Annotated in this window: 16 protein-coding genes and 2 other RNA genes; 17 read left to right on the forward strand and 1 reads right to left on the reverse strand. The window is 75.2% G+C overall.

Annotation, left to right across the window (positions count from 1 at the left end; translation table 11 throughout):
• Positions 1-14 precede the first annotated feature (14 nt).
• The 9 genes from EAH89_RS23165 to EAH89_RS23205 all read left to right on the forward strand — a co-directional run bounded on the left by EAH89_RS23165 (position 15) and on the right by EAH89_RS23205 (position 7,165).
• Complete coding sequence (locus EAH89_RS23165; RefSeq protein ID WP_241667165.1) at positions 15-599, forward strand: DUF3237 domain-containing protein; 585 nt, start codon at positions 15-17, stop codon at positions 597-599.
• Between the two features lie 13 nt (positions 600-612).
• Positions 613-969: a transfer-messenger RNA gene (ssrA, locus tag EAH89_RS23170) on the forward strand.
• Between the two features lie 105 nt (positions 970-1,074).
• Positions 1,075-1,605: an SspB family protein gene (locus EAH89_RS23175; protein WP_140886085.1), complete on the forward strand. Its 531-nt coding sequence runs from the start codon at positions 1,075-1,077 to the stop codon at positions 1,603-1,605.
• Between the two features lie 252 nt (positions 1,606-1,857).
• A complete protein-coding gene (locus EAH89_RS23180; protein WP_140886103.1) occupies positions 1,858-3,504 on the forward strand; it encodes a fumarate hydratase in 1,647 nt (548 codons plus the stop codon).
• A 10-nt stretch (positions 3,505-3,514) separates the two neighbouring features.
• Positions 3,515-3,904, forward strand: coding sequence for a RidA family protein (locus EAH89_RS23185; RefSeq protein WP_140886086.1), 390 nt, complete (start codon positions 3,515-3,517; stop codon positions 3,902-3,904).
• Between the two features lie 22 nt (positions 3,905-3,926).
• Complete coding sequence (locus EAH89_RS23190) at positions 3,927-4,334, forward strand: VOC family protein (protein ID WP_140886087.1); 408 nt, start codon at positions 3,927-3,929, stop codon at positions 4,332-4,334.
• Positions 4,334-5,452, forward strand: coding sequence for an alanine racemase (locus EAH89_RS23195; protein ID WP_140886088.1), 1,119 nt, complete (start codon positions 4,334-4,336; stop codon positions 5,450-5,452). The genes EAH89_RS23190 and EAH89_RS23195 overlap by 1 nt, the downstream gene beginning before the upstream one ends.
• 71 nt (positions 5,453-5,523) lie before the next feature.
• Positions 5,524-6,942, forward strand: a complete 1,419-nt coding sequence (locus tag EAH89_RS23200; RefSeq protein WP_140886089.1) for a class II fumarate hydratase — start codon at positions 5,524-5,526, stop codon at positions 6,940-6,942.
• 7 nt (positions 6,943-6,949) lie between these two features.
• On the forward strand, positions 6,950-7,165 hold the full coding sequence (locus EAH89_RS23205; RefSeq protein ID WP_140886090.1) for a ribbon-helix-helix domain-containing protein: 216 nt from the start codon (positions 6,950-6,952) through the stop codon (positions 7,163-7,165).
• Here the strand turns inward: EAH89_RS23205 and EAH89_RS23210 are convergent.
• Positions 7,162-10,206, reverse strand: a complete 3,045-nt coding sequence (locus EAH89_RS23210) for an AsmA family protein (RefSeq protein WP_140886091.1) — start codon at positions 10,204-10,206, stop codon at positions 7,162-7,164. The genes EAH89_RS23205 and EAH89_RS23210 overlap by 4 nt on opposite strands.
• Positions 10,207-10,324: 118 nt before the next feature.
• Here EAH89_RS23210 and EAH89_RS23215 point away from each other — a divergent pair, with 118 nt between their 5' ends.
• The 8 genes from EAH89_RS23215 to EAH89_RS23250 form a co-directional block, all read left to right on the forward strand.
• Positions 10,325-11,104, forward strand: coding sequence for a TerB family tellurite resistance protein (locus tag EAH89_RS23215; protein ID WP_140886092.1), 780 nt, complete (start codon positions 10,325-10,327; stop codon positions 11,102-11,104).
• A 91-nt stretch (positions 11,105-11,195) separates the two neighbouring features.
• A complete protein-coding gene (locus EAH89_RS23220; protein ID WP_456306528.1) occupies positions 11,196-11,927 on the forward strand; it encodes an N-acetylmuramoyl-L-alanine amidase in 732 nt (243 codons plus the stop codon).
• Positions 11,928-12,050: 123 nt separating this feature from the next.
• Positions 12,051-13,013, forward strand: a complete 963-nt coding sequence (locus tag EAH89_RS23225; protein WP_140886093.1) for an aliphatic sulfonate ABC transporter substrate-binding protein — start codon at positions 12,051-12,053, stop codon at positions 13,011-13,013.
• 285 nt (positions 13,014-13,298) lie between these two features.
• Positions 13,299-13,709, forward strand: an RNA gene (gene rnpB / locus EAH89_RS23230) — RNase P RNA component class A.
• A gap of 285 nt (positions 13,710-13,994) precedes the next feature.
• Positions 13,995-14,468 carry a division/cell wall cluster transcriptional repressor MraZ gene (mraZ, locus tag EAH89_RS23235; RefSeq protein WP_140886094.1) on the forward strand — a complete coding sequence of 158 codons (474 nt, stop codon included), beginning with the start codon at positions 13,995-13,997 and terminating at the stop codon, positions 14,466-14,468.
• Entirely contained in the window at positions 14,465-15,442 is a 978-nt protein-coding gene (gene rsmH / locus EAH89_RS23240; protein WP_241667166.1) for a 16S rRNA (cytosine(1402)-N(4))-methyltransferase RsmH, read from the forward strand. The genes mraZ and rsmH overlap by 4 nt, the downstream gene beginning before the upstream one ends.
• Complete coding sequence (gene ftsL / locus EAH89_RS23245) at positions 15,439-16,533, forward strand: cell division protein FtsL (protein ID WP_140886095.1); 1,095 nt, start codon at positions 15,439-15,441, stop codon at positions 16,531-16,533. The genes rsmH and ftsL overlap by 4 nt, the downstream gene beginning before the upstream one ends.
• Before the next feature lie 2 nt (positions 16,534-16,535).
• Positions 16,536-18,399: peptidoglycan D,D-transpeptidase FtsI family protein (locus EAH89_RS23250; RefSeq protein WP_241667168.1), on the forward strand; the 1,864-nt coding region annotated here is incomplete at its 3' end.

The raw sequence follows: 18,399 nt of genomic DNA on the forward strand, positions 1-18,399 counted from the left end.
AGGGAGGGGCTGCCGTGGCCGATGCCGAGGGGGGCGCGCCCGCGCCGCGGGGTGGAGGGCGCCGGGCCCTGGTGGCGGGCGTCGCGCTCGCGGCGGCCGGGCCGGTGGCGGGGCCGGTAGCCGCGCAGTCCCCGCCGCCCTACGCGCCGCCGATGGCCGGGGCGGTGCCGCTGGTGCTGCCGCGGACGGAGTTCGTCTACGAGGCCGTCTGCGACCTCGCGCCGACGATGATGCTGGGAGACTCGCCGCTCGGCGAGCGGCGGATGGTGCCGATCACCGGCGGCACCTTCGAGGGACCGCGGATCCGGGGGACCGTCCTGCCCGGGGGCGCCGACCGGCAGCTCGTCCGGCACGACGGGGTGCGGCAGCTCGACGCGCTCTACGAGCTGCGGGCGGAGGACGGGGCGGTGATCACGGTGCGCAACCGCGTGCTGGTGGACGACCCCCAAGGGGGGCCGCGCTACGCCTTCTCGACGCTGGAGATCACGGCGCCGGAGGGGCCGCACGCCTGGCTGAACCGGGGGGTCTATGTCGGCACCCTCGACAGCCTGCGCCCGGCGCGGGCGGCGGTCTGCATCCGGGTCTACAAGGTCGTTTGAGGGGCGGGCCTGCCCCCTCGCAATCGGGGGGCGACCGCGCTATATGGGTCGGGCCTCCTTCGGGCGGCTATGGCGATAAACGGCTCGTGGAATAAGCGTTGCGGACCCGGGGGCAGTACCCGGCGCCTCCACCATTCCTTCCCCGCCTTATCAGCGGGTTCGGCGAAGCCTCCGGGCTTTTCCGAGGGAAGCATGGGGGCGAAACAGGCTCGACGCGCGCGGTAAAGACGTGTCTTTTGCCCGGCATTGTACCGCCGTTATCGGGCTAAATCACAAGTGCCAACGATAATGGTCGCGAGACCATGGCGCTCGCTGCCTAGAGATAGGTAAGCGCCGTCCGGGGGGAACGGGGCAACAGAATCCCCCCACCTGACGCCCTTCGCCCCCCTCGCTCGCCGCGCTGCTATGCCGCGTTGGGGGGATGTCCTATGAAGGGGGAAATCCCCCCCGGACCTGACTTGGACACGACCCGCGCATGAGCGAGCAAGCGCCGCCCCCCGAGAGTTTGCTGCCCTACGACCGCTGGACCGAGGAGGCCATGCGGAACGTGGCCCTCCGCGCGCTCGAGTTCGCGGCGAGGAACGGCCTGCCGGGGGAGCACCACTTCTACCTCACCTTCCGCACCGACCACCCCGACACGAAGGTGCCGGGACACCTGAAGGCCCGCTACCCGCAGGAGATGACGATCGTCCTGCAGCACCAGTTCTGGGACCTGAAGGTGGACCGAGCGGAGGCCAAGATTTCGGTCGGCCTCTCCTTCGGCGGCGTCGCCTCGACGCTCGTGATCCCCTTCGCGGCCCTCGTCGCCTTCTGGGACCCGCATGTGCGGGTGGGGCTGCGCTTCGGCGAGACGAGCGCGGCCGAGGGCGACGCCGAGGCCATGGCGGACCAGGTGGAGGAGGAGGAGGCCCCCCCTTCCCTGCCCGAGGCCCCCGCGCCGAAGCCCGAGACCCCCGCCCAGGTCGTGAGCCTGGACGCCTTCCGCCGCCGCCCGACCCGCGAGTAGGGCGGGCCCCGGCCCCTCCCTCCCCCGCTGGCGCGGGGGCCGGGGGCGCGCTAAGGGGCACCGTTTCCAAGCAAGGCCCGGCCGCGGCACGCGTGCGGCCGGCCGCGCCGCCCGGACGCGCCGGGCTTCCAGCCGGAGAGCCGCCCCGTGAGCTCCAACACCCTCGACGCCGGCCAGCCGCCGGTCCCCCCTGGCGCGAGCGAGACCGCCACCCCCGTCGCGACCCATGCCGGGGCCGAGGCCGACGCGGGGATGCCCGTCTCCCAGCGGAGCGAGGGCTTCCTGTTCAGCCCGATGTTCCCGCTGGCCGAGGACACCACCCCCTACCGCAAGCTCGACATCGGGGGCGTCTCCACCCTCGAGGTGGAAGGCAAGACGATCCTCCGCATCAAGCCGGAGGCGCTGGAGGGGCTCGCCTTCCAGGCCTGCCGCGACGTGTCGCACCTGCTGCGCCCGGGGCACCTGCAGCAGCTCGCGAACATCCTCAAGGACCCGGAGGCGAGCGCGAACGACCGGTTCGTGGCGCTCGACCTGCTGAAGAACGCGAACATCGCGGCCGGCGGCAAGCTGCCGATGTGCCAGGACACGGGCACGGCGATCGTCTTCGGCAAGAAGGGCCAGCGCGTCTGGGTGGAGGGCGACGAGGAGGAGGCGCTCTCCTACGGGGTGCACCGCACCTACACCGAGACGAACCTGCGCTACTCCCAGATGGCGCCGCTGACGATGTTCGAGGAGGTGAACACCGGCAACAACCTGCCGGTGCAGTTCGACATCTACGCCTCGCCCGGCGACTACCACGCGGACGAGTTCTTCCTGCAGTTCATCCTCAAGGGCGGCGGTTCCGCCAACAAGACCTTCCTGTACCAGCAAACGCGCGCCGTGCTGAACAAGCCGAAGCTGCTCGCCTTCCTGGAGGAGAAGATCCGGACGCTCGGGACCAGCGCCTGCCCGCCCTATCACCTGGCGATCGTCATCGGCGGCACCTCGGCCGAGGCGAACCTCAAGACGGTGAAGATGGCCTCCACCCGCTACTACGACACGCTGCCCGAGGCCGGCAGCCGCGCGGGCCATGCCTTTCGCGACCGCGCGCTGGAGGCGGAGGTCCACAAGCTGACGCAGAACCTCGGCATCGGCGCGCAGTTCGGCGGCAAGTACTTCTGCCACGACGTGCGGATCATCCGCCTGCCGCGGCACGGGGCGAGCCTGCCGATCGGCATCGGCGTGTCCTGCTCGGCCGACCGGCAGATCAAGGCGAAGATCACGGCCGAGGGCGTGTTCCTCGAGGACCTCGAGCACGACCCCGCGCGCTTCCTGCCCGACCAGACCGAGGGCGTGCCCGAGGCGGGCGAGGTGGTGCGGATCGACCTCAACCGCCCGATGGCGGAGATCCGGGCGGAGCTGTCCAAGCACCCGGTCTCCACCCGCGTCTCGCTGAACGGCACCATCGTGGTGGCCCGCGACATCGCCCACGCGAAGCTCAAGGAGCGGCTGGACAGCGGCGCGGGGCTGCCGGACTACATCAAGGACCACCCCGTCTATTACGCCGGGCCCGCCAAGACGCCGGAGGGCATGGCGACCGGCTCCTTCGGGCCGACGACGGCCGGGCGGATGGACTCCTATGTCGGTGAGTTCCAGGCGGCCGGCGGGTCGCTGGTGATGCTCGCCAAGGGCAACCGCTCCAAGGCCGTGACGGAGAGCTGCCAGAGGAACGGCGGCTTCTATCTCGGCTCCGTCGGCGGTCCCGCGGCGCGGCTGGCGCAGGACTGCATCCGCAAGGTCGAGGTGCTGGAATACCCGGAGCTCGGCATGGAGGCGGTGTGGCGGATCGAGGTGGAGGACTTCCCGGCCTTCATCGTGGTCGACGACAAGGGCCACGACTTCTACGACGGGCTCGAGTGAGGCAGGGCCGGTGCGCCGCCTGATCTCCTCCGGCTCCCGCTTCGAGCGGGAGATCGGCTACTCGCGCGCGGTGGTGGACGGGGACACGGTCTTCGTCTCCGGCACCACCGGCTACGACTACGCGAGCATGACCATCGCCGACGGCGTCGAGGCGCAGTGCGAGCAGGCGCTGCGCAACATCGAGGCCGCGCTGGCCGAGGCCGGCGCGACGCTGCCCGACATCGTGCGGCTGCTCTTCATCGTGCCGAACCGGGCGGACTGGGAGCCCTGCTGGCCCATCCTGCGGCGGCACTTTGGCGAGAGCCGCCCGGCCTCCACCCTCATCCACGCGGGGCTGCAGACCGACGCCATGCGGATCGAGATCGAGGCCACCGCGCGCCTGTCCCACGCGACCCCCTGATCCCCTTCTGAGGAAACGACCGATGCGCTTCGCCGTGGACCGCCTGGACCACCTCGTCATCACCTGCAGCGACGTGGAGACCAGCGCGAACTGGTACCAGCGCGTCCTCGGCATGGAGATGGACAGCTTCGGGCCGCAGAACCGCACGGCGCTGCGCTTCGGCGGCCAGAAGATCAACCTCCGCCCGCAGGAGGCGACGCAGGAGGACTGGTTCACGGGGGTGTCGGCCGCGCCCGGCGGCAACGACCTCTGCTTCATCGTGACCATGCCGGCCGAGGACGTGGTCTCGCACCTCCGGGAGTGCGGCATCACGATCGAGCTCGGCCCCGTGGAGAAGGCGGGCGCGCTCGGCACGCTCAACTCCGTCTACTGCCGCGACCCCGACGGGAACCTCATCGAGATCTCCTCCTACGGGGACGCGTCCCTCTGATGGAGGCGGCCGACACGCCGCGGCTGCGGCTCGACCGCGCGCGGCTGGAGGCCAACGCGGCGCGGCTGCGGGCGCGGGCGGCGGCGCTGGGCGTCGCCTTCCGGCCGCACTTCAAGACCGCGAAGTCCGTGGAGGTGGCGCGGCTCTCGCACGGGGGCGCGCCGGGGCCGGCGACGGTCTCCACCATGAAGGAGGCGGAGGCGCTGGCCGCGTCCGAGGCGGCCGCCGACATTCTCCTCGCGGCCACGGCCATCCCCGCGCGCCTGCCGCGGGCCGAGGCGCTGGCGCGCGCGCACGGCACGCGGCTGCTGCTGGTGGTGGACAGCCCGGAGATGGCGCGGCAGCTCGACGAGGCCGCGACGGCGGCGCACGAGGTGCTGGTCGAGGTCGATTGCGGCGAGCACCGCGCGGGGGTCCCGCCGGAGGGGGCGCTGGCCGTCGCGCGGGCGATCCACGGGGCGCGCCGCCTGCGGCTCGCGGGCGTGATGACGCACGGGGGCCATTCCTACGCGACCGACGATCCCGCGCGCCTGGCCGCGGTGGCGGAGGAGGAGCGGGCGGCGGCGGTCGCGGCGGCGGAGGCCATCCGGGGCGCGGGGATGCCGGCGCCGGTGGTCTCGGTGGGGTCCACGCCCACGCTGCTGCACGCAAGGCACCTCGAGGGCGTCACCGAGGTGCGGGCGGGGGTCTCGCTCTTCTGGGACCTCGCGCAGATGTCGCGGGGCCTCTGCGGCTGGGAGGAGCTGGCGCTCTCGGTCGTCTCGACCGTCATCGGGCACAACCGGGCGGCCGGGGCGCTGATCCTGGATGCCGGGGCGCTGGCGCTGTCGAAGGACGTCACGGCCAACGCCTTCGCGCCCGAGACCGCCTACGGGCGCCTGGCCGACGCGGAGACCGGCGCGGCGCTGCCGCTGCACGTGACCATCGTCCACCAGGAGCACGGCACGGTGCCGGTGCCGGACCCCTCCTGGTTCGGGCGGCTGCCGGTGGGCAGCCGGGTGCGGGTCTACCCGAACCACGCCTGCCTGACCGCCGCCGGGGGCTACGGCGCCTACGACGTGGTGGACGGCGCGGGGCGGCCGGCCGGGCGCTGGGCGCGGGTGGACGGCTGGCACTGATCACGCGCTGATCATCGGGCGCCCGCCCCTCACGGGTTGGATGGGCGGGGGCGGTGCCCCAACTGGGCCGCATGTCAGACAGCCAGGCCACCCGCACCGAAACCGACTCCCTCGGCACGATCGAGATCGCGGCCGACCGTCTCTGGGGCCCGCAGACGGAGCGGGCGCGCCGCCTGTTCCGCATCGGCTCCGAGGTCTTCCCGCCGCCCCTCATCCGCGCGGTGGGCCTGCAGAAGAGGGCGGCGGCGGAGGCGAACAAGGCGCTGGGCGAGCTGCCCGCCGAGATCGCGGACCCCATCATCGCCGCGGCGGGCGAGGTGGCCGCGAACGAGCGCGACGCCGACTTCCCGCTGCCGGTCTGGCAGACCGGCTCCGGCACGCAGACGAACATGAACGCGAACGAGGTGATCTCGAACCGCGCGAACCAGTCGCTCGGCCAGCCGCTGGGCAGCCGCAAGCCGGTGCACCCCAACGACCACGTCAACCGCGGCCAGTCCTCCAACGACAGCTTCCCGGCGGTCATGCACGTCGCCGCCGCCGAGGCCGTGACGCGCCGCCTGGTGCCGGGGCTGGAGGCGCTGCACGCCAGCCTGGCGCGCCGGGCGGAGGAGTGGTCGGGGATCGTCAAGCTCGGCCGCACGCACCTCATGGACGCGGTGCCGGTCACGCTCGGCCAGGAATTCGCGGCCTGGGCGATGCAGGTGGAGCTCGGCATCATCAGGGTGAAGGCGGCGCTGCCGGACCTGATGCGCCTGCCCCAGGGCGGCACGGCCGCGGGGACGGGGCTGAACACCCACCCGGACTTCGCCCGCGCCTTCGCGGAGCGGATGGCGGACCTCACCGGCCTGCCCTTCGTGGCCCACCCGAACCCCTTCGAGGGGATGATGGCGCATGACGCGTTCGTGGCGCTCCAGGGCGCGATGAGCACGGTGGCGGTGTCGCTGACCAAGGTCGCGAACGACGTCCGGCTGCTCGGCTCCGGGCCGCGGGCGGGTTTTTCCGAGCTGGTGATCCCGGCGGACGGGCTCTCCTCCTCCATCATGCCCGGCAAGACGAACCCGACGCAGTCGGAGGCGCTGACGATGGTCTGCGCGCAGGTGATGGGGAACACGACGACGGTGACCGTCGCGGGGATGCAGGGCCACCTCGAGCTGAACGTCTTCAAGCCCGTGATCATCCAGGCCGTGCTGCAGTCCGCGACGCTGCTGGGGGACGCGGCCGAGAGCTTCGCCCGCAACATGGTGGACAAGCTCGAGCCCAACCGGGACCGCATCGCCGAGAACCTCGCCAAGTCCCTCATGCTGGTGACGGCGCTGAACCCGCGCATCGGCTACGACAAGGCCGTGCAGATCGGGAAGAAGGCGCTCGCCGAGAACCTGACGCTGCGCGACGCCGCGGAGAGGCTCGGCCACGTGAAGGGCGAGGACTTCGACCGCTGGGTGCGGCCCGAGGAGATGACGCGCCCGGGGGCGACGCTGGCCGGCGGCTGAGGCGCGCGTGGCCGGGCACCTCGTGAAGCGGTCCTTCACGCTCGCCGGCCACCGCACCTCGGTGGCGCTGGAGCCGGAGTTCTGGTCGGTGCTGGAGGCGGAGGCGGCGCGGCGCGGGGAGCCGCTGCTGCGGCTGGTGGCGGCGGCGGACGCGGCGCGGGACGATCCGTCGCTTCCGCTCGCCTCGGCGCTGCGGGTGCTGGCGCTGCGGGTGGCGCGCTAGCGCTCAGCCCGCCAACGGAGCCAGGCGGCGAGGTCGGCGATGCGACGGGGCTGGGCGACGGACCCGGTGAGCCGGACGCCCACGGGCGGCACCCCCTCCCCCGGCGCCTCGACCGCCAGGAGGTCGAGGGCGGCGCGGGGCAGGTCCAGGTCCCCGCGCAGGGTCAGGGCCACCCCCTCCCCCGTCGCCGTGCCCTCCGCGAGGGTGGCGCGGCCGGCCGAGACGGCGGCGCGGAGGGCGAGGCTGTCGAAGCCGGTGGCGCCGCCGGCGAGCGCGGCGCGGAGCCCGGCCTCGTCGCCCGCCGCGGCGGCGCGCCCGGCCGCGGCGGCGTCGAGGCCGGCGAGCACGCCGCGGGTGGCGGCGAGCGAGGCCTCGCCCGAGAGGGTCGCGAGGAGGGTGGCGGGGCTGCTGCCCTCCGCCGCCAGCCGGGCCTCGGCATCGGCCTCGCCGGCCACGAGGTCGAGCGGCAGGCCGAGGACGGGACCGCTGATCGGGGCGCCGCGGAGCGTCGCGGCGAGGGTGGCGCGCGGGACGTCGCCGGCGGCGTCGAGCGTCGCGGTGCCGCGGAGCGTCCCCGGCTCCAGCGAGGCCTCGGCCTCCTCCAGCGAGAGGACGCCGGCGAGGAGGCGCAGCCGGCCGCGGAGGTCGCGCAGCGGCGGCAGCCCCGCGGGCTCGAGGCGGGCGACGGAGACGGCCAGCTCCGCGTCGGCGGCGCGCAGCGCGAGCAGCGGCAGCGGCGCGCGGCTGGCCCAGGGGACGGCGGGCAGCAGCAGGTTCTCGGCCGCCACGCGCCCGGACAGGCGCGGCCGCGGGCCGTCCAGGGCGAGGGAGAGGGCGCCGCTCGCGCGGAAGCCGCCGGCGACGAGGTCGAAGCGCTCCGCCGAGACGCCCTGCGGCCCCGCGGCGAGGCCGGCGACAAGGGAGAGCGAGCCCTGCCCCACCCACTCGCCGGGGTCGAGGCCGAGGGCGTCGGCGAGGAAGCGGGGCGCCCCGGGGTGGCGGAGCGTGAGGTTCCCGGCGCCCTTGCGGCCCGGGAGGTCGAGCGTGCCGCCCGCCTCCAGCCGCGCCTCGCCGAGATCGATGCCGAGCTGGGCGGCGAGGGCCTCGGGCGCGCCGTTGAGGGTGGCGCGGAGCGCCAGCGCCTCCTCCGCCAGGCCGCTACCGGGCGCCCAGCCCGCGGGCAGGAGGGCCGCGAGGGCGCGGCCGTTCGGCGCGGCCAGCTCGACCGTCACGTCGGAGAGGCGGGGGCTCGCGCCGAGGGTCGCGGTGCCGGAGGCCGCGAGGTCGCCCCCCGCCACCCGCCCGGCGAGGCGGCGGAGCGTGAGGCGGCCGTTCTCCAGCGCGCCGTCGAGCGAGGCGCGCTCCAGCGTCACGCCGCCGCCCCGCACGCGCTCGGCGGCGAGGCGGAGGTTGGCGTCGATGCCGCCGAGCATGCGGCTGGCGGTCGGCCAGTCGAGGCCGGGGCGGAGCCAGCCCTCGAGGTCGAGCGTGTCGAGGTTAAGGCCGAGGCCGAGCGCCGGCCGCGGCCCCTGGCGCAGCACGCCGGCGCCGGAGACGCGGGCGTTGTCGATCGTGGCCGTCAGCTCCGGCACGGCGACCGAGCCCGGCTCCACCACGAGGCGCGCCCGCCCCTCGCCCCCGCGGAGGCGGGCGGGCGCGATCCAGTCCGTGCCGAGGCCGAGCGCCGCGCCGAGGGAGTCGATCGTGGCGCGGAGGTCGGTGCCGGCGAAGCGCGCCGTCGCCTCCAGCCGCTCCCCGGTGACGGCGCCGCGGAGATCCACCGCGGTGTTGCCGGGCAGGAGGGCCGAGACGTCCGAGAGGGCGATCCGGCTCGCCGCCCCCTCCGCCGCCGCGCCGTCCCGCGAGACGGCCGCGCGGAGGCGGCGCAGCGGGATGCCGCGGAAGGTCGCCGCCTCCGCCGAGAGGTCGAGGCCGAGGGGGATCGTGCCCGGCCGCTGGCGGAGCGCGCCGAGCCAGGCGTCGAGGTCGATCCGCCCCGCCTGCAGCGCCGCGTCCAGCCGCGCCTCGGGCAGGAGGCGCAGCGTGAGCGCGCCGCGGGCCGGGCTGCCCGCGATGTCGATCGCGAGGTCATCGGCCGCGAGGAGCTCCGCCGCGACCGTCAGCCGCCCACGGGCGCGGAAGGGGCCGGGCGGGCCGGGCACGAAGAGGGAGAGGTCCGGCCCCGCGGTCTCGATGGTCCCCTCCAGCGTGCCGTCGGGCGTGAGGACGCCGCGGGCGGAAAGGGCGGCGTCGCCCATGGCGAGGTTCAGCTCGACGGGGGTGATGCCGTCGAAGCCGGGGCGGCCGAGCACCGCGTCGAAGCGCCAGGCGAGGCCGTTCCAGGCGAAGCGGCCCTCGGCGCGCAGGCCGCGCGCGGCGTCGCCCGCGGTCAGCCGGGCCTGGACGGCGTCAAGGCGCAGGCTGCCGAGGATGAGGCGGCTGTCCACGAGCTCCGCCGAGAGGGCGGAGAGGCCGCCCGGCAGGCCGGCGGCGTCGCTGGGCGGCCAGGGCAGGCGGAGCTCCGCGCCGACCAGCGCGACCTCCCTCGGCGCGATCCGCCCGAGCAGGAGGGCGCCGCCGTCCACCCGCAGCCGCAGCGCCCCGGCCGAGAAGGCGAGGTTATCGCCGCCGGGATCGTTCGAGGCCCCGAGGGTGACGCCCTCGGCCTCGACGACGGGGTGGGGCAGCAGGCGGAGGCGGACGGGGCCGTGGAGGGTGACGGGGCGGCCGAGGCGGGCGGAGGCGAGTTCGGCGAGCTGGTCCCGCCGCGCCGTCCAGTCCGTGAAGAGGGGGGCCGCCCAGAGCGCGCCGAGAAGGACGGCGGGAAGGAGGAGGGCGGCGGCGAGGAGGCGGAACGGGCGCCGGCGCATCTCAGGCGCGACCCCGGCGTCGTGGGCCCGGCCCGGCGGCGGGGCCGCGACGGCCGCGCGCGCGCCGGTGATCGCGGCGCGGATGGCCGCGCAGCCCGCGCCCGCTGGTCCCGTTACCTGACAACGCACCTCCGCCCGGCTGGAACGTGCCGAATCCGTGGCGTGGAACATGCTTGAGGCGGGGCCGGGCGGCAAGGAAGCGGCGGGGCGCGGCCGCGCTTCCGGCGCGGCGGGTTTCGGGGCATAGGCTTGGGGGCCGGGCGCGTGCCGGGCCGGTGACGGAGAACGGATGGGCTTCTGGGGCAAGATCATCGGCGGCGCGGTCGGCTTCGCCATGGGCGGGCCCGCGGGCGCCGTGCTGGGCAGCGCGCTCGGCCACGCGGCGGACGAGGGCACGATCGGCCGCGGCTTCCCCGGCCTGCCGGGCCTCGACGGCGCGCGGATCGCGGCGATGCTCGGCTCGCGCGAGAGCCTTTTCGCGGTCTCCGTCGTCGTGCTCTCCGCCAAGCTCGCCAAGTGCGACGGGCCGGTGAAGCGGGAGGAGATCGACGCCTTCAAGCGCGCCTTCCGCATCCCGCCCGAGAACATGCGCGAGGTGGCGCAGCTGTTCGACCGCGCGCGGGACCAGGCGGAGGGTGCGGAGCCCTACGCCGAGCGCCTGGGCGCCGCCTTCGCCGAGGAGCGCCACGTGCTGGAGGACGTGCTCGGCGCGCTGTTCCGCATCGCCGAGGCCGACGGGCCGGTGAACCGGGCGGAGCTGGCCTTCCTCGGCGGGATGCACGCGCGGATGGGCCTCGACGCCGCCGCCTGGGAGCGCGCGCGGCTCGGCCGGCCGAGCCCGGGCGCGCGGCTGGAGCAGGAGGGGCCGGACCCCTACGCCGTGCTCGGCCTGCCGCGGAACGCGACCGACCAGCAGGTGCGCGACACCTGGAAGGGCCTCATGCGCGAGAACCACCCGGACAGCATGACCGCCCGCGGCCTGCCCGCCGAGGCCGTCCGCCGCGCCGCCGGCAAGGTGGCCGACATCAACGCGGCCTGGGACCGCATCAAGCGGGAGCGCAAGCTGTGAGCGGGCGCGCGGTCCTGGGGCGCGCGGCGTGACCGCGCGGCGCGGCCCCCTCCGCGGCCCGCCGGGCGCGCGGGCGCGGGGCGGCGCCGTGCTGCCGCTGGTGCCGAGCGAGGGCGTGCCGGCCATCCGGGACGTGCCCAGCCCCAACCAGGACGACCGGCCCGAGGGCGTGCCGGTCGACACCCTCATCCTCCACTACACGGACATGGAGAGCGGGGCCGCGGCGATCGAGCGGCTGCGCGACCCCACCGCCAAGGTCTCCGCCCACTACGTCGTGGAGGAGGACGGGGAGGTCTTCCGCCTGGTGCCGGAGGCGCGGCGGGCCTTCCACGCGGGCGTCTCCCACTGGCGCGGGCACGACCGGCTGAACGGGCGCAGCATCGGCATCGAGGTGGTGAACCCCGGCCATTCCTGCGGCTACCGCGACTTCCCGGCGCTGCAGATGGCGGCGGTGGCCGATCTCTGCCTCGGGATCCTGGCCCGCCACCCCATTCCCGCGCGCAACGTCGTCGCCCACAGCGACGTGGCGCCCGACCGCAAGCGCGACCCGGGGGAGCTGTTCGACTGGCAAGGGCTGGCCTCGCTCGGCGTCGGGCTCTGGCCCGAGGGGGTGGAGGGGGGCGACCTCTCCGCCGTGCCGGGGGGGATAGAGCGGGCGGCCGGGCTGCTGCGGCAGATCGGCTATCCCGTGGACCCCGCGCGGCCCGAGGTCGCGCTCGTCGCCTTCCAGCGCCACTGGCGGCAGGAGGAGTGCGGCGGGCGCGCCGACGCGGGGACGCTCGCGCGGCTGGAGGCCGTGCTGGCGCTCGCCGAGGCGGGCTGAGGCGAGCGGGAGGGCGGCCGTTCCACGCGCCCTTACGCGCGGAGGACAAGGCCGCTGTTTCCGGGAAATCTTCGCCTTCTCCCCGCTCTTTCGCGGCAGATGCAGGGCGGGAAGGATGCGCGCATGCGCAAGAACCCCTCCCGACGCTCCCTCCTCCTCGCCTCCCTGCTCGCCCCGGCCGGGCTGCCGGCGGCCCCGGCCGTGCTGCGCGCCGCGCCGGCCGCGCTGCGGGTCGGCAACCAGAAGGGGGGACTGCGCTCCCTGCTGGAGGCCTCCGGGGCCGGGGCGGGGCTCGACTTCCCGATCGCGTGGAGCGAGTTCCCGGCGGCCGCCCCGCTGCTGGAGGCGCTCTCGGCGGACGCGCTCGACGTGGGCAACATGGGGGACCTCGCCTTCCTGACCGTCTTCGCCTCGGGCGCGCCGCTCCGCGCCTACGCCGCGACGCGGGCCGACCCGCGGTCCCAGGCGATCGTGGTGCGGGCTGATTCCGGCTTCCGCACCCTCGCGGACCTGCGCGGCCGGCGCGTGGCCGGGAACCGCGGCGGCTGGGGGCAGTTCCTGGTGCGCGCGGCGCTCAAGCGGGAGGGGCTGGAGCCGGGGGCGGTGGAGCACGTCTTCCTCGGCCCGGCCGAGGCGGCGCTCGCCTTCCGCTCCGGCGCCGTGGACGCCTGGGCGATCTGGGAGCCCTACGTCTCCCTCGAGGTGGAGCGCTTCGGCGCGCGGGTGCTGCTCGACGGCATCGGCCTCACGCCCACCATCAGCTTCCTGGCCGCCCACGAGAACGCGCTGCGCGCCCGGCGACCGCAGCTCGCGGCGCTGATGGCGCGGCAGGGCCAGGGCTGGGCCTGGGCGGAGGGGCACCTTCCTGACTACGCCGCGAGCAACGCCCGGCTGACGCGTCTGCCCGAAGAGGCCGTGCGCCGCGCCTTCGGGGTGCAACGGACGCGCGCGATCCCGCTCGACGACGCCGTCGTCGCCGAGCTTCAGGACGCGGCCGACCGCGCGGTGGAGTTCGGGCTGCTGCGCCGGCCGCTGGACGTGGCGGGGGCGCTGGACACGGGGTTCCCCCTTCGGCTGCCGGCCTGAGGGGGCGTCGCGTCCCTCTAACTGCCGGTTGCGGCCGGGGATGCCGTTGCACCGGGGTGAGGCGAGGCTCCCCGGGAAGGTCAGGGACGCCGCGGCCGGGCCGAAGGCCTTGTTCCGGCTCGCGCCGGCCGGCGGGGTGGGGGAGAGCAAGACCGGCGCTTCGACGGTGCCATGACGGGAGCGGGGCGGGAGAACGGCGCCCGAGTCGCACAACCCCCGGTTAGTTGCGGCCTCGACTCCATCCGCTGCTTGACCCGTCCCCCTCCGAGTCGCATACCCGGCGCGCCAGACGGCCGGGCGACCGCTGCCAGCCCCCATGGGTCATTCCTGGGGGCGGTGGAGGAAAGTCCGGGCTCCACGAGAAGACGGTGCCGGTTAACGACCGGCGGGGGCGACCCCAGGGACAGTGCCACAGAGAAAAGACCGCCCGCGTCGCCGAAAGGCCCGCGGGTAAGGGTGAAACGGTGGGGTAAGAGCCCACCGCGCCCCTGGCGACAGGGGCGGCACGGTAAACCCCACCGGGAGCAAGGCCGAATAGGGATGGCCGGAGGGAGCCCGGAAGGGCTCGCCGCCAGGGGCCTTCCCGCCCCGCCATCCGGGTTGGCCGCGAGAAGTTCCTGGCGACAGGGACTCCAGAGGAATGGTCGCCCGGTCCGCAAGGACCGACAGAACCCGGCTTACAGGCCGTCTGGCATTTTCCTGCCGCGAGCCGGCAAGGACACCGTATAACCGATTGAATTGCTCAGGAATGCAAAGCGTTGCTCCATGGCAACACTTGGTCACGCGGGTGCAATCACGCTTGTTTGCCCATGCCGGCCCATGTTATCCCACGGCATCCCGCAAGGGCCCGGACCTGAGGGGGGCGAGGGGCTGGCGGGATGGTCGGGTGAGCCGGCGGGGTCGGGGGGCCTCGCCGGCCACTTGATGAAGGGGAACACCTAGATCGCCCGGTGCGACCGCGAGGGGGCGGACGTCCAGCGGATGACCCAGTTCATGGGCAGCTTCACGGGCAAGCTGGATCGCAAGGGACGGGTTTCCGTCCCGGCGTCCTTCCGCGCTGCGCTGGAGCGCATGGGCTGCCCGGACCTGGTGCTTCGCCTGTCCCACACCGATCCCTGCATCGAGGCCTGGCCGCTGACGACCTTCACGACCATGGCCAGCGGGCTGAACCAGCTTGAGGTCTTCTCGGAGGCCCATGACGACCTCTCGCTCAGCCTCTTCGCCGACTCCTACCCGATGCGCCCTGACGGCGACGGCCGCGTGATGCTGGCCGAGGACGCCGTCGCCCATGCGGCGCTCGGCGAGGCCGTGACCTTCATGGGGCGGGGCACCTCCTTCCAGATCTGGGAGCCCGCCGCGGCCGCCAAGCGCGTCGCCGAGGCCCGCCAGCGCGCCCGCGAGCGCGGCCTGACCGTGCCCGCGCCCCGCGCGGCGACCGACGGGCGCGCGGCATGAGCGAGGCCCACTCCCCCCGGGTCGCGCCCGACCCCACGGGCGGCGGCCACGTGCCGGTGATGCTGGCGGAGGTGCTGGCGACGCTCGCGCCCCGCGACGGCGCGACCTACCTCGACGGCACCTTCGGCGGCGGCGGCTACGCGAACGCCATCCTCTCGGCCGCCGGCTGCACCCTCTACGCCGTGGACCGCGACCCCGAGGCGATCGCGCGCGGGGCGGCCCTCGTCGCGCGCTTCCCGGGGCGGCTGCACCTGGTCGAGGGGCGCTTCGGCGAGATGCTGTCGCTGATGGCCGCGCGCGGGGTCGAGGCGCTGGACGGCGTCGTGCTCGACCTCGGCGTCTCCTCCTACCAGATCGACGAGGCGGAGCGCGGCTTCTCGCTCCGCGCCGACGGGCCGCTCGACATGCGGATGGAGAAGTCCGGCCCGACGGCGGCCGAGCTGGTGAACACGCTGCCAGAGCGCGAGCTGGCTGACCTGCTCTGGGAGCTCGGCGAGGAGCGGTACTCCCGCCGCATCGCGCGCAAGATCGTGGCCGCCCGCGGCGACGCGCCCTTCGAGACGACGATGCAGCTCGCGGCCGCCATCCACCAAGTGATGCCGCGCGACCCCTCGGGCATGGACAGCGCGACGCGCTCCTTCCAGGCGCTGCGGCTGCGCGTGAACGACGAGCTGGGCGAGGTGGAGCGGGGACTCGACGCCGCGATCCGCCTGCTCGCGCCCGGCGGAAGGCTCGTCGTCGTGTCTTTTCACTCGCTCGAGGATCGCATCGTGAAGCGCTTCATGCGAGACGCGGCGGGACGGACTCCGGGCGCGTCGCGATTCGATCCCTCCTCCTTGCTAAGAAACAAAAATAAGGCGGATTTTCGCCTTCTGACCAGCACCGCTCTGCGGCCTTCCGTGGCAGAGTCCAAGTCGAATCCACGCGCGCGGTCGGCACGGCTGCGCGCTATCGAGAGGCGCGCCGCCGCATGATTCGCCCGCTCACCTTCCTCTCGCTCATGGCCGCCGCGGGGGCCGGGCTTCACCTCTACGGCGTGAAGCACGAGGTCTCGCAGCTCGAGCGCACGCTGCGCGACACGGTGAAGCAGACCGAGCTTGCCCGCGAGCGCACGGCGGTGCTGCGCGCGGAGTGGGCGCTGCTGAACGAGCCCGAGCGCCTGCGCGCCGCCGCCACGCGCAACCTTCCGCTCGACGTCATGCGGACCGAGCAGTTCGTGCGCCCCGCCGACCTCGAGCGCCGCCTTCCCGCCCCCGTCGCCTTCGCGGGCGCGCCGAGCCTCTTCGGGCCGGGCAGCGCGCAGGCGGCGGTGGCCTCGGCGGCCGACGCGGCGACGACCGCGACGCCCGCGTCCGCGGCGAGCACGGCGCCGATCGCGGCCGCGCTGGTGGCGGCGGCCAACGCCGCGGCGCGCGTCGCCCAGTCCGCGGTGACGCCGCCGGCCCAGGCCGCCCCCTCCGTCTCCGTCGTGCCCCTGCCCGCGCCGCCGCGCGCGCTGCAGATGGCCGTGGCGCGCCCGGCGGCCGAGCGCCCCGCGGAGAAGGCGCCCGAGCGGACGGCGGAGCGCGCCCCCGATCGCGCGCCGGCCCCGTCCCGCCCGGCGCTGCCCGAGCGCGGCGCGGCCGCGGAGCGCATGGCGGCGCCCGCGCTGCCGGCGCCGCCCCCGGCGCAGCCGGCCGAGGCGCGCCTGCCCGAGCCCCGTGGCCCCGAGACCCGGGCGCCGGAGGCGCGGCCGGCCGAGGCGAAGGCGCCGCGCGCGCTCGTCGCCCCCATCCGCCCGCTCGACCGCTCGACCGACATCCGCATGACCGAGCGCGAGGTGGACCGCATGAACCTCAGCGCGCCCCCGCAGCCGCCGGCGCTGCTGCGCACCGCCCTGCATATGCGCGCACCGGCCGCGGGCCCGGCGGGAGCCCCGGCGCCGGGCGTTGCCCAGACCCAAACCTCGGCCCGCTCCGGCGAGGCGGCCTCGGCGCTCGGGTCCGTCTTCGCGGGCCGCGCGGCGCTCGCGCCGCCGGTGCCGGTCGCCAGCGCCAACGCGGCGACGCCGGACCGCCGGCGGTGACCATGCCGGCCCCCGACCCCCACGCGGCGCCCGCCTACCAGCTCCGCGAGCCGGTGCGGGCGGCGCGCGTGACGGATTCGCGCCGCAGCGCCCGCGCGGGCCAGCCCGACCTCGCCCGCCGCGCGATCCTCGAGCGCAGCCGCGGCCGCCTCGTTCTCGCCGCCGCCGGCTTCGGGCTGCTCTTCGGCGCCGTCGGGCTGAAGCTCTCCATCGCGACGGTGCTCGACCCGCGCGAGCCGCGCCGCATGGCCGCGCGCGAGATGGCGACGGTGCCGCTGCCCGACCCCGTGACGGGGCGCGCCTCCATTACCGACCGCAACGGGGAGATCCTGGCGGTCTCGCTTCCGGTGACCGCGCTCTACGCCAACCCGCGCCAGATCGAGAACCCGGCGGAGGTCGCGGCCCGGCTCGCGCGCGTGCTGCCGCAGCTCGACCGCGACCGGCTGGTCGGGCGGCTCTCGGGCGAGCGGCAGTTCTCCTACCTCGCGCGCGCGCTGACGCCGCGCGAGAAGCAGGCGGTGAACGACCTCGGCATCGCCGGGCTGCACTTCGAGGAGGGCGAGCGCCGCTACTACCCGCAGGGGCGGGCCGCGGTGCACGTGCTCGGCAACGTCGACGTGGACGGCGCGGGCCTGTCGGGCATGGAGCGCTACCACGACGAGCGCCTGCGCGCGCGGCCGCACGACCCGCTGCGGATCTCGGTCGACATCCGCGTGCAGCTCGCGCTGCGCGACGCCGTCGCGAAGGCGATCGACGAGTACACGGGCATCGGCGGCGCGGGGGTGGTGCTCGACATCAACACCGGCGAGGTCATCGCCATGGTGTCCCTGCCCGACTACGACGCGGGCGACATCGGCGCCGCCACGACCGAGCAGCGCTTCAACCGCGTGACCGTCGGCACCTACGAGCCCGGCTCCACCTTCAAGCTTCTGACGGCCGCGGCGGCCCTCGAATACGGCACGGCCAACGTGGCCACGAGCAGCTTCAACGCCTCCGCCCCGATCCGCTACGGGCGCTTCACGATCAGCGACTACAAGGGCAAGGGGCGCTGGCTGAGCTTCCCCGAGGTGCTCGCCTACTCCTCCAACCTCGGCGCCGCGCACATGGCGCAGGGCTTCGGGCCCCAGCGGCAGCGCGAGTTCATGCAGCGCATGGGCATGCTCTCCCGCCAGGGGATCGAGATCACCGAGACGGCGCTGCCGCTGGTGCCGCCGGCGAACGGCTGGCGCGACATCAACATGATGACGATCTCCTTTGGCCACGGCATCTCGGTGACGCCGCTGCACGTCGTGACCGGCATCTCGGCCGTCGCCAACGGCGGCATCCTCCGCCAGCCGACGCTGCTCGCGCAGCCGCCCGGCACCGTCCGCGAGGGCACGCGCGTCATCAGCGAGCGCACGTCGGAGACCATGCGCCGCCTCATGCGGCTGGTGGTGACGGACGGCTCGGGCAAGGGCGCGGATGTCGCCGGCTACTTCGTCGGCGGCAAGACCGGCACGGCGCAGAAGACCGGCCCGCGCGGCGGCTACCTGCCGAACAAGCGCATCGCGGCCTTCGTCGGCGCCTTCCCGATGAACGCGCCGCGCTACGCCATCTACGTGATGGTGGACGAGCCGAACCCGAACGCGCGCTCCCACGGCTACGCGACGGCGGGCTGGGTCGCGGCGCCGGCCGCAGGCGCGGTGATCGCGCGGATCGCGCCCGTGCTCGGCCTCGTGCCCGAGAACCCGCAGGAGCCCTCCATCCTCCAGGCCGTGAGCATCGGCCTGCAGCCGGGCCGCGCGCCGGCGCGCCCGCCCGGCGCCACCGCCTCCCCGGCCCCGCGCCCGGGCGCGCCCGCCGCCGCCCCGGTCGGCTCGCCGCCCG

It is taken from the genome of Muricoccus nepalensis (assembly GCF_006438825.1).
Lineage (GTDB): Bacteria > Pseudomonadota > Alphaproteobacteria > Acetobacterales > Acetobacteraceae > Roseomonas > Roseomonas nepalensis.

Excerpts from the sequence above, each read along its gene's own strand:
- EAH89_RS23175 (WP_140886085.1), top strand. The coding sequence starts at position 1,075 with ATGAGCGAGCAAGCGCCGCCCCCCGAGAGTTTGCTGCCCTACGACCGC.
- EAH89_RS23180 (WP_140886103.1), top strand. The coding sequence starts at position 1,858 with ATGCCCGTCTCCCAGCGGAGCGAGGGCTTCCTGTTCAGCCCGATGTTC.
- EAH89_RS23190 (WP_140886087.1), top strand. The coding sequence starts at position 3,927 with ATGCGCTTCGCCGTGGACCGCCTGGACCACCTCGTCATCACCTGCAGC.
- EAH89_RS23195 (WP_140886088.1), top strand. The coding sequence starts at position 4,334 with ATGGAGGCGGCCGACACGCCGCGGCTGCGGCTCGACCGCGCGCGGCTG.
- EAH89_RS23200 (WP_140886089.1), top strand. The coding sequence starts at position 5,524 with ATGTCAGACAGCCAGGCCACCCGCACCGAAACCGACTCCCTCGGCACG.
- EAH89_RS23210 (WP_140886091.1), bottom strand. The coding sequence starts at position 10,206 with ATGTTCCACGCCACGGATTCGGCACGTTCCAGCCGGGCGGAGGTGCGT.
- EAH89_RS23215 (WP_140886092.1), top strand. The coding sequence starts at position 10,325 with ATGGGCTTCTGGGGCAAGATCATCGGCGGCGCGGTCGGCTTCGCCATG.
- EAH89_RS23225 (WP_140886093.1), top strand. The coding sequence starts at position 12,051 with ATGCGCAAGAACCCCTCCCGACGCTCCCTCCTCCTCGCCTCCCTGCTC.
- mraZ (WP_140886094.1), top strand. The coding sequence starts at position 13,995 with ATGACCCAGTTCATGGGCAGCTTCACGGGCAAGCTGGATCGCAAGGGA.
- rsmH (WP_241667166.1), top strand. The coding sequence starts at position 14,465 with ATGAGCGAGGCCCACTCCCCCCGGGTCGCGCCCGACCCCACGGGCGGC.
- ftsL (WP_140886095.1), top strand. The coding sequence starts at position 15,439 with ATGATTCGCCCGCTCACCTTCCTCTCGCTCATGGCCGCCGCGGGGGCC.